This window comes from Halomonas shengliensis, from assembly GCF_900104135.1.
Taxonomy (GTDB): domain Bacteria; phylum Pseudomonadota; class Gammaproteobacteria; order Pseudomonadales; family Halomonadaceae; genus Halomonas; species Halomonas shengliensis.
On record NZ_FNIV01000005.1, the window covers coordinates 306,028 to 315,148 of the forward strand.

Here is a 9,121-nt window from a genome sequence, read left to right on the forward strand (position 1 = left end):
CGCAGGCTTTCACCCGACGGTAACCCCACCACACACGAATAGCGTCTGGCCGGTGATGAAGCCGCTGCGTGGGTCACAGAAGAAGCTGACCGCCTGGGCCACATCCTCTGGTTCGCCCATGCGCTGTACCGGGATGTTCTCGATGATACGGCGGGCCCGCTCGGAGTCGGGCGGATTGTTTTCCCAGAATGCCGTGGTGGCGATGGGGCCCGGCGCGACACAGTTGACGGTGATCCCGTCCCCGGCCAGTTCCAGGGCCCAAGTGCGCGCCATGGACTGAAGTGCCCCCTTGGTCGCGCTGTAGAGGGTGCGGGCCTCTTTGCCTAACACCACGCGACTGGCATTCATGACAATCCGTCCTTCGCCACGCTCGCGCATGCTGGGTAGTAGGGCCTGGGTGCATACCAGCGCCGAACGGACGTTGAGATGCATCAGCGGATCGAATTCCTCGACGCGGGTCTCGTGGAGCAGTGCAGGGCGTACGATGCCGACGTTGTTGACCAGGCAGTCGATCCGATGGTCGCGTGCAAGTCTCTCGACGATCTCGCGGGTGGCATCGGCATCGCCAAGGTCCACGCGAGTGGCATCGGCCCTAAGGGACTCGGCCTCAGGCGTCTCGATGTCCAGGACAAAAGGGCGATAGCCGTCTTGCTGGAGGCGCAGGGCGATGGCTTGGCCGATGTTGCGAGCGCCGCCGGTGATGATGGCACAGCGGTCCGACATGGTGATGTCTCCTGGTGAAGGGGCCCTTGTCCAAGGCAGTTGTTCGAAGGAAGATGTGCGTAGTGTGAACATTAGTTCGTATTGTGGCAATTCTCTGCGTCCGACTTGCGGTCACATCAGGACCTTTGTCGACATGCCGTCGGACGCTCGATAGCGGTGAGGTAAGACATGCAGTCTGAACGACATGGGGTAGTGATCGGTGCCGGTACCATGGGCACCAACCTGGCGCGGCTGATGCTGCGCCGGGGAATGCGAGTCACGGTGCTGGATGTCGACGCCGCAGGACTGGCGCGTTGCCGCAAGGCGTTGCAGGAGGAGGCGGCCTTCAGCCAGCAGGCCCGCTTGGTGACGGCCTGGGCCGAAGCAGGCTGGTGTGATGTCGTGGTGGAGAGCGTGACCGAGAACCTGGCGCTCAAGCAGCAGGTGCTCGCGGAGGCGGAGCGCCATATCGACGTAACGACACTACTCCTGACCAACACCTCCGGGCTCGAGATCGACGCCTTGGCTGAAGGGCTGGCACACCCCGAAAGGTTCATGGGGGCGCACTTCTTCAATCCTGCCGATCTGATTCCCGCGGTAGAGGTGATCCCCGGCCCGAGCACTGCCGAGGACAGCGTCGAGCTCGCCTGCGACTGGCTGCGTGAACTGGGCAAGCGTCCCGCCGTGCTCCGCCAGGGAGTGCCGGGATTCGTGGCCAATCGTATCCAGCATGCGCTGATGCGCGAATGCCTGGCACTGCTTGAACAGGGCGTGGTGGACGCCGAGGCGCTGGATGACATCGTGCGCTACTCCATCGGTATCCGTTTGGCCATCAATGGCCCGCTCCGCCAGCGCGATCTCAATGGCCTGGACACCCACCTCAACATCGCTCGCTATCTCTACGCGGATCTGGAGAATCGCACCACGCCGGGTCCGCTGCTCGAGCAGTTGGTGGCAGACGGGCGCCTCGGTCGCAAGTGCGGTCAGGGGTTCCATGAGTGGCCGGAAGACGATGCACACGCCTATGAGCGGCGTGAGCGAGCGCTCCTTGAGCGTCTGTTAGCCATGATGGAGGACGTGGAGGAGTGAGGGTGAGGCTGCCGAAAGCGGCGCGTAGTGAGTCGAGGCGGCCGCTTTCGGCAGGTGGTATGCATCACCAATCGACGGTTACGTTTGAGCCTCACGGATCATGTTGCGCGAGATGATCACCTGCTGGATCTGGGTCGTGCCTTCGTACAGGCGGAAGAGCCTGACGTCACGGTAGAACCGTTCGACCGCATACTCACTGATGTAGCCGGCGCCACCATGGATCTGTACGCCCCTGTCGGCGACTCGGCTGCACATTTCCGTGGCAAACATCTTGGCACAGGACGCCTCGGTGCCGACGTTTTGTCCGTCGTCTCGCTTGCGCGCGGCATCCAGGACCATGCACTTGGCGGCATAGATCTCCGCCTTGGAGTCGGCCAGCATCCCCTGGATCAGCTGGAAGTCGGCAATCGCACGACCGAACTGCTGCCTTTCCATGGCGAAGCGCAGTGAGTCATCCAGTATGCGCTCGGCGGCACCGACGGCGATGGCGGCGATGTGGAGACGCCCCTTGTCGAGTACCTTCATGGCGGTCTTGAAGCCGACACCTTCCTGCTCGCCAATCAGCGCACTGGCAGGTACGCGGACATTGTCGAAGATCACATCCGCGGTGTGCGCCCCCTTCTGGCCCATCTTCTTGTCGCGCTTGCCGATGGTGATGCCGGGCGTCGTGGCATCCACGATAAAGGCGCTGATGCCCTTGGCGCCCTTGATCTCGGGGTTGGTGCGCGCCATGACGGTAAAGATCCCGGCGTGCGGGGCATTGGTGATGTAGCGCTTGGTCCCATTGATGAGGTAGCCATCGCCATCCTTGACGGCCGTGGTCCTCAGCGATGCGGCATCGGAGCCGGAGTCCGGCTCGGTCAGGCAGAAGGCGCTGAGTATCTCGCCACTGGCCAGCCGGGGCAGGTAGGTGGCCTTCTGATCGTCGGTGCCGTCAAGCAGGATGCCGATGGAGCCGATGCCATTGTTGGTGCCGATGAAGGAGCGAAAGGCCGGCGACGTCCTGCCGAGTTCGAAGGCGATATTGACCTCTTCCTCCATCGTGACCCCAAGGCCACCGAACGCCTCGGGAATGGTGAGCCCGAAAAGCCCCATGTCACGCATCTGCGAGGCGATATCCGCCGGGATCTCGTCGGTCTCGGCTACCTCTTCCTCACGGGGAATGAGTACCTCGTTGACGAAGCTTCGAATGGCGTCGAGCAGGATCTGCAGGGTTTCCTGGTCGCGAATCATGCGGTTTCCTCCTGAAAGCGGTGGCCCGTTAGCCGGCACGGGGGATGGTTCAAGAAAGTGGCGTCTGGATGTCGTTGACCAGCTGCACCAGTCGAGGGCCGATGGATGTCTCAAGCTTCTCGCGCGAAATCTGAAACTCGGGCCCACCGCAGTTGAACGACAGGATGCCGAGTTGGGGATGGTGCAGGGGAACCGCCACGGCATTGACCTTGCGCTGCCATTCGCCGATCGACAGGCAGAACCCATAATCGGCGTAGTCGCGGAAGGCGCTCTCCAGGGCCCTGCGTATGCGCGGCCACTCATCGGGATGGTGGTCGCGAATATGCCCCATCAGCACCTCGGCCTCGTCGTGTGGCATGGCGGCGAGGTAGGCACGCCCGGCCGAGCTCTGGTGAATCGGCAGGCGTGTCCCGATCTGGCGGCGGATCGTCGACTGCAGTGCGCTCTGCACGACGTCCAGGTACACCATGTCCAGCCTGTCCCGGGCTGACATGGCGACGGTGGCCCCGACCTCGTTGGCAAGATCGATCATCAAGGGTTGTGCTATCGACCGAATGGGCAGGTTGGAGATCATGGAATAGCCGAATGACATGACACCCACGTCCAGCTGGTACTTGCCCTTGGGAAGCGGTCGCAGGTAGCCGAGCTTGGCCAGCGTATGCGTCAACCGACTGATGGTGGGGCGGGGAAGGCCGGTCTTCCTGGCAAGGTCGAGATTGCTCAACGTGCTGTCACGAGGCGTAAAACACCGCAGCAATTCAAGCCCTCGGGCGAGTGCCGTCACGAACTGACGGTCCTTCTCCTGATCATCCGCGGCATTGATCGGATCCAGCATGACCTTGAAGTCGCTCTGATTGGCCGTCTTGTTCACAGAGTCGCCCTCCGATCCCTGATGGTAAGTGGCGCTAGTCTGGTCAGCGCGACGGCCTATGTCAATATTTCAGAATTAATGTCCGCATGGCGATCTTTTTTAAAAAGCGGTGCTCACTGCGTCCGACACGCGAGGTCTAGGGTAAGCCTTTGATATGTGGTGTTGCTATGGGGAGGTTGCGGGAGTTGTTGACAGTCTCGCGCCCCTGGCGGTACGGTTTGAGCAATATAGCAAAACTAAAGTCTGCATAGCGGACATATATCGGGAGCCCGAGCATGAGCGACAAGCAGCACCCACCGGAGGTCTTTCTGGAGTCCCTGACAGAGGGGGTGGCGGTAGTCGTCATCAACCGCCCCAAGGCCAAGAATGCGCTGAATGCCGACGTCAGGCGCCAGTTGGCCGAACAATTTCTGTCGCTGGGACAGCGTGATGAGGTGCGGGCCATCGTGTTGACGGGGGGAGACCAGGCCTTTGTAGCCGGTGCCGACGTCAAGGAGTTTGCCACGGCCTCGCCAACCGACATGTACCGGCGTCACAACGAGCGTTTCTGGGACCCCATTGCCCATTGCCCAAAACCGGTGATTGCGGCCGTCAGCGGATTTGCTCTGGGAGGGGGCTGTGAGCTTGCCATGCACTGCGACATCATCGTGGCGGGTGAGTCGGCGCGGTTCGGGCAACCCGAGGTCAAGCTTGGCCTGATGCCGGGGGCCGGTGGAACACAGCGTCTGGTGCGTGCCGTGGGCAAGTTTCAGGCGATGCGCCTGCTGATGACGGGCTGCATGGTCAATGCACCCGAGGCATTGCGTATGGGCCTTGTCAGCGAAGTCGTTGCCGATGACCAGACGTTGGAGCATGCCATGTCACTCGCCCGCGAGATCGCTGCCATGCCGGCCCTGGCGGTGGAGCAGATCAAGGAAACGGTGCTTTCCGGTGCGGACCTTCCTCTGGAAAGCGCCTTGGTCCTTGAACGGAAGGCCTTCCAGATGCTGTTCGATACCGCCGATCAGAAGGAAGGGGCTGCTGCCTTTATCGAGAAACGCAAACCGACCTATCGGGGAGAAGCGTAATGGCTGTGATGCTGAAGCGACTGGGCATCGTGGGGACGGGTGTCATGGGGGCGGGCATCGCGCAACTCGCTGCCCAGGCCGGTCTCGAGGTCTTGCTGTTCGACAAACGCGAGGGGGCGGCGGCCGCGGCGCTTGAGAGCTTGAGCGCCACGTTCGACAAGCTGGTGGGCAAGGGCAAGGTGTCGCGTGAGTCTGCCGACGCAGCCCTGTCCCGCCTAAAGATCGTCGATACCTTGGACGGGTTGGCGGCGTGTGAGATGGTGCTCGAGGCGATTGTCGAAGACCTGGGCATCAAGCACAGCCTGTTTCGCGACCTTGAAGCCATCGTCTCCAGTGATTGTATCCTCGCCACCAACACCTCATCGCTGTCGGTCACCGCGATTGCTTCCGGCCTGGCGCTGCCCGGCCGGGTAGCGGGCTTTCACTTCTTCAACCCCGTACCTCTCATGAAGGTCGTCGAGGTAATCGGGGGTACCGATACCGACGCATCTGTGCTCGACACCTTGCTCGAGCTGAGTCATCGCCTGGGCCATACCGGTGTGTTTGCCAAGGACACCCCGGGGTTCATCGTGAACCACGCGGGCCGCGCTTACGGTACCGAAGGGTTGAAGCTTCTCGAGGAGAATATCGCCCCTCCCGACGATATCGACCGCATTCTCAGGGAAAGTGCTGGGTTCCGGATGGGACCTCTGGAGCTCTTCGACTTGACTGGCCTGGATGTGTCGCATCCTGCCATGGAGTCCATTTTCGAGCAGTTCTATCATGACCCGCGCTATCGTCCCTCCTACCTGTCCAGGCAGATGCTCAGAGGCAAGCGCCTGGGGCGCAAAACGGGCGTGGGCTTCTATCGTTACGAAGGCGGAAAGAAGGCCGACGTGCTTGCGCCTCAACCGGTTCCCCTGGCGAAGGACACCCCGCCGGTCTGGCTGGGCGTCGACGATGACACCGTACGTGAGAGCGTCGTGTCGCTGCTTGCGGGACTGGGGTGTCGACTGGAGTCCTCTGCGAATCCCTCCCAGGACGCGCTGTGCCTGCTGGTTCCCTTTGGGGAAGACGCCACCAGTGCCAGCGACCGCTTTGGCGTCGACCCTACGCGTACCGTCTGCCTGGATGCTCTGACCGGGCTTGATAGCCACCGAACCCTGATGGTGACTCCGGTCACGCGCCAGGACATGCGTGACGCAGCACATGGCCTGTTGGGGGCAGATGGCGTTGGCGTCACCGTGATTCGTGACAGTGTGGGCTTTGTATCACAGCGGGTACTCGCTTCAATCGTCAATCTAGCGTGCGAGATCGCCCAGCGTGAAATCGCCACCCCGGTCGATATCGACAATGCCGTCAGGCTGGGGCTCAACTATCCCCAGGGTCCCCTCGCATGGGGGGATCAGCTGGGGCCTATGCGGGTGCTGGCCATTCTTGAACGCATGAGCGCACTGACGGGAGATCCGCGCTATCGGCCCAGTCCATGGCTGCGCAGGCGCGCGATGCTGGGCCTGTCTCTCTTGTACCAGGAACCGTCTATTCGCTGAAGCCGGAGTGTTTATATTGTTTGCCGAAGTGAGGTGGTACTGATGGGGGCGCTGACAGGGGTACGTGTGCTCGACCTCAGCCGTGTGTTGGCGGGGCCGTGGTGTAGCCAGATATTGGCTGACCTGGGCGCCGATGTTGTCAAGGTGGAGCGTGTCGGGCGGGGTGATGATACCCGTGCCTGGGGACCGCCCTACATGAAGGATGCCCAGGGTCATGAGACCCTGGAGGCCTCGTACTATCAGTCCACCAATCGCAACAAGCGCTCCGTCGCTGTCGATATGGCGACTGAGAAGGGCCAGAAGATTGTCCGTGCGCTGGCTGCTGAGAGCGATGTCCTGATCGAAAATTTCAAGGCAGACTCCCTGAAGAAGTTTGGGCTGGACTATGCATCGCTCTCCCAGCTCAATCCCAGGTTGATCTATTGCTCCATCACGGGCTTCGGCCAGACAGGCCCTCGCGCGAAGCAGCCAGGCTATGACTTCATTATCCAGGCGTTGGGCGGCTTGATGAGCATTACCGGTGAGCGTGACGGGGTTCCTGGAGGAGGGCCCCAGAAAGTGGGGGTTGCTGTCACTGACGTCATGACAGGGCTGTATTCGGTGATTGCCATACAGGCGGCTCTCCTGGCGCGCGAAAAAACCGGGCGAGGTCAGTACTGTGACATGGCTCTGCTGGATGTCCAGGTGGCGGCACTAGGGAACCAGAGCCAGAATTATCTGAGTACCGGTGTCTCACCTGGCAGGTACGGCAACGCGCATGCCAACATCGTGCCGTATAACTCATTCCGTGCCCGGGACAAGGACTTTATCATCGCCTGTGGCAATGACACGCAGTTTGCGGCCCTCTGCGACGCTATCGGTCTACCGGAACTATCTGTTGATCCCCGTTTTACGAAGAACGAGGACCGCGTCAGAAATCGCGATGCCATCACGCAGATTCTTGTCGACCATTTCAAGCAAGATGTGGCGGATGCGTGGGTAGAGAAAATCGCTAGGGTCAATGTTCCGGTTGGCGTAATCAATGATATTGCTGGTGCGTTGGCGGAGCCTCAAGTCAGTGCCCGTGGGATGCTTGTCAATATTCCTCATCCCATGAATCCGGATTTCACGATGGTCGGGAGTCCGATACACCTCTCCGACACCCCCGTCATGTATCGTAATCCCGCGCCGCAACTGGGCCAGGATACGGATTCTGTGTTGGCCGAATACCTTGATCTAGACCCCCAGGCGCTTTCAGCGCTGAAGAATGAAGGGGTCCTGGGGTAGAGGTTTTCGTTTTTTTGATACTACCGTCCATAACGAGGAAAAGATGAAAGTACTCGTCGCGGTCAAACGCGTCATCGACTACAACGTCAAGATCCGGGTCAAGCCGGATCACTCCGACGTCGACCTCACCAACGTCAAGATGGCCATGAACCCCTTCTGCGAGATCGCCGTGGAAGAGGCGGTGCGCCTGAAGGAGCGCGGGGTCGCCACCGAGATCGTCGCCGTCACCGTGGGGCCCAAGGCCGCCCAGGAGCAGCTGCGCACCGCGCTGGCGCTGGGGGCCGACCGCGCCATCCACGTCGAGACCGACGAGCGCGTCGAGTCGCTGGGCGCCGCCAAGGCGCTGGCCAAGCTGGTCGAGGAGGAGCAGCCGGGCTTGGTGATCCTCGGCAAGCAGGCCATCGACACCGACAACAACCAGACCGGCCAGATGCTCGCCGCCCTGACCGGCCTGCCCCAGGGCACCTTCGCCTCCGAGGTGACGGTCGAGGGTGAGAATGTGCAGGTGACCCGCGAGGTCGACGGCGGCCTGCAGACCGTCGAGCTCACGCTGCCGGCGATCGTCACCACCGACCTGCGCCTCAACGAGCCGCGCTACGCCAAGCTGCCCGACATCATGAAGGCCAAGAAGAAGCCGCTGGACGTCAAGAGCCCGGCGGATCTGGGCGTCGAGGTGGCGAGCAGGATCAAGCTGCTCAAGGTCGAGCCGCCGGCCGAGCGCCAGGGCGGCGTCAAGGTGGGCTCGGTGGACGAGCTGGTCGACAAACTCAAGAACGAGGCGAAGGTGATCTCATGAGCATCCTGGTTCTGGCCGAACATCACGACGGCGCCCTGGCCGGCGCCACCGCCCATGTGGTCGCGGCAGCGCAGGCCATCGGCGGCGACATCGACGTGCTGGTGGCAGGCGAGAATGTGGCCGCCATCGCCGAGGCCGCGGCCAAGCTCGACGGCGTCAGCAAGGTCCGCGTGGCCGACAACGCCGCCTACGCCCACCTGCTGGCCGAGCCCACCGCGGCGCTGATCAGTGAGCTCGCCGACGACTACAGCCACGTGCTGGCCTGTGCCTCCACCACCGGCAAGAACGTGCTGCCGCGCGTGGCCGCGCTCAAGGACGTGGCCCAGCTCTCCGAGATCATCGCCGTGGAGAGCGCCGACACCTTCAAGCGCCCGATCTACGCCGGCAACGCCATCGCCACGGTGCAGAGCGAGGACGCGCTGAAGGTGATCACCGTGCGCGCCACCGCCTTCGATGCGGTGGGTGAGAGTGGTTCCGCCGCCATCGAGGCCGTCGACGTCGTCGCCGACAACGCCCAGTCCACCTTCGTCAAGGAGGCGCTGGCCGAGTCCGACCGTCCCGAGCTGGG

8 protein-coding genes and 1 pseudogene are annotated in these 9,121 nt (G+C 62.1%); 6 read left to right on the top strand and 3 right to left on the bottom strand.

All coding sequences use genetic code 11. The features are described 5' to 3' along the window. Positions 1-9 precede the first annotated feature (9 nt). Complete coding sequence (locus tag BLP95_RS10050; RefSeq protein WP_089678758.1) at positions 10-723, bottom strand: SDR family NAD(P)-dependent oxidoreductase; 714 nt, start codon at positions 721-723, stop codon at positions 10-12. A 168-nt stretch (positions 724-891) separates the two neighbouring features. On the opposite strand from BLP95_RS10050, the gene BLP95_RS10055 reads away from it, so the two are divergent. After that, a complete protein-coding gene (locus BLP95_RS10055) occupies positions 892-1,791 on the top strand; it encodes a 3-hydroxyacyl-CoA dehydrogenase NAD-binding domain-containing protein (protein WP_089678760.1) in 900 nt (299 codons plus the stop codon). Positions 1,792-1,869: 78 nt separating this feature from the next. Here BLP95_RS10055 and BLP95_RS10060 read toward each other — a convergent pair whose 3' ends face one another. After that, positions 1,870-3,024 (bottom strand): acyl-CoA dehydrogenase family protein, encoded by a 1,155-nt coding sequence (locus tag BLP95_RS10060; RefSeq protein ID WP_089678762.1) that lies wholly within the window; start codon positions 3,022-3,024, stop codon positions 1,870-1,872. A gap of 49 nt (positions 3,025-3,073) precedes the next feature. Next, positions 3,074-3,895, bottom strand: a complete 822-nt coding sequence (locus BLP95_RS10065; protein ID WP_205741949.1) for an IclR family transcriptional regulator — start codon at positions 3,893-3,895, stop codon at positions 3,074-3,076. 275 nt (positions 3,896-4,170) lie between these two features. On the opposite strand from BLP95_RS10065, the gene BLP95_RS10070 reads away from it, so the two are divergent. From BLP95_RS10070 to BLP95_RS10090, 5 genes and pseudogenes are all read left to right on the top strand, one after another. Beyond that, a complete protein-coding gene (locus BLP95_RS10070) occupies positions 4,171-4,962 on the top strand; it encodes an enoyl-CoA hydratase (RefSeq protein WP_089678764.1) in 792 nt (263 codons plus the stop codon). Further along, positions 4,962-6,491 carry a 3-hydroxyacyl-CoA dehydrogenase gene (locus BLP95_RS10075; protein WP_089678766.1) on the top strand — a complete coding sequence of 510 codons (1,530 nt, stop codon included), beginning with the start codon at positions 4,962-4,964 and terminating at the stop codon, positions 6,489-6,491. Before BLP95_RS10070 ends, BLP95_RS10075 begins: the two co-directional genes overlap by 1 nt. 42 nt (positions 6,492-6,533) lie before the next feature. Then, a complete protein-coding gene (locus BLP95_RS10080; protein WP_089678769.1) occupies positions 6,534-7,757 on the top strand; it encodes a CaiB/BaiF CoA transferase family protein in 1,224 nt (407 codons plus the stop codon). A gap of 43 nt (positions 7,758-7,800) precedes the next feature. Continuing rightward, the gene (locus tag BLP95_RS10085) at positions 7,801-8,553 is read left to right on the top strand and encodes an electron transfer flavoprotein subunit beta/FixA family protein (protein ID WP_089678772.1); all 753 of its coding nucleotides are present in this window, start codon (positions 7,801-7,803) and stop codon (positions 8,551-8,553) included. Further along, positions 8,550-9,121 (top strand): annotated as a pseudogene (locus BLP95_RS10090) (electron transfer flavoprotein subunit alpha/FixB family protein); the annotation flags it as partial. The gene BLP95_RS10085 and the pseudogene BLP95_RS10090, both read left to right, overlap by 4 nt.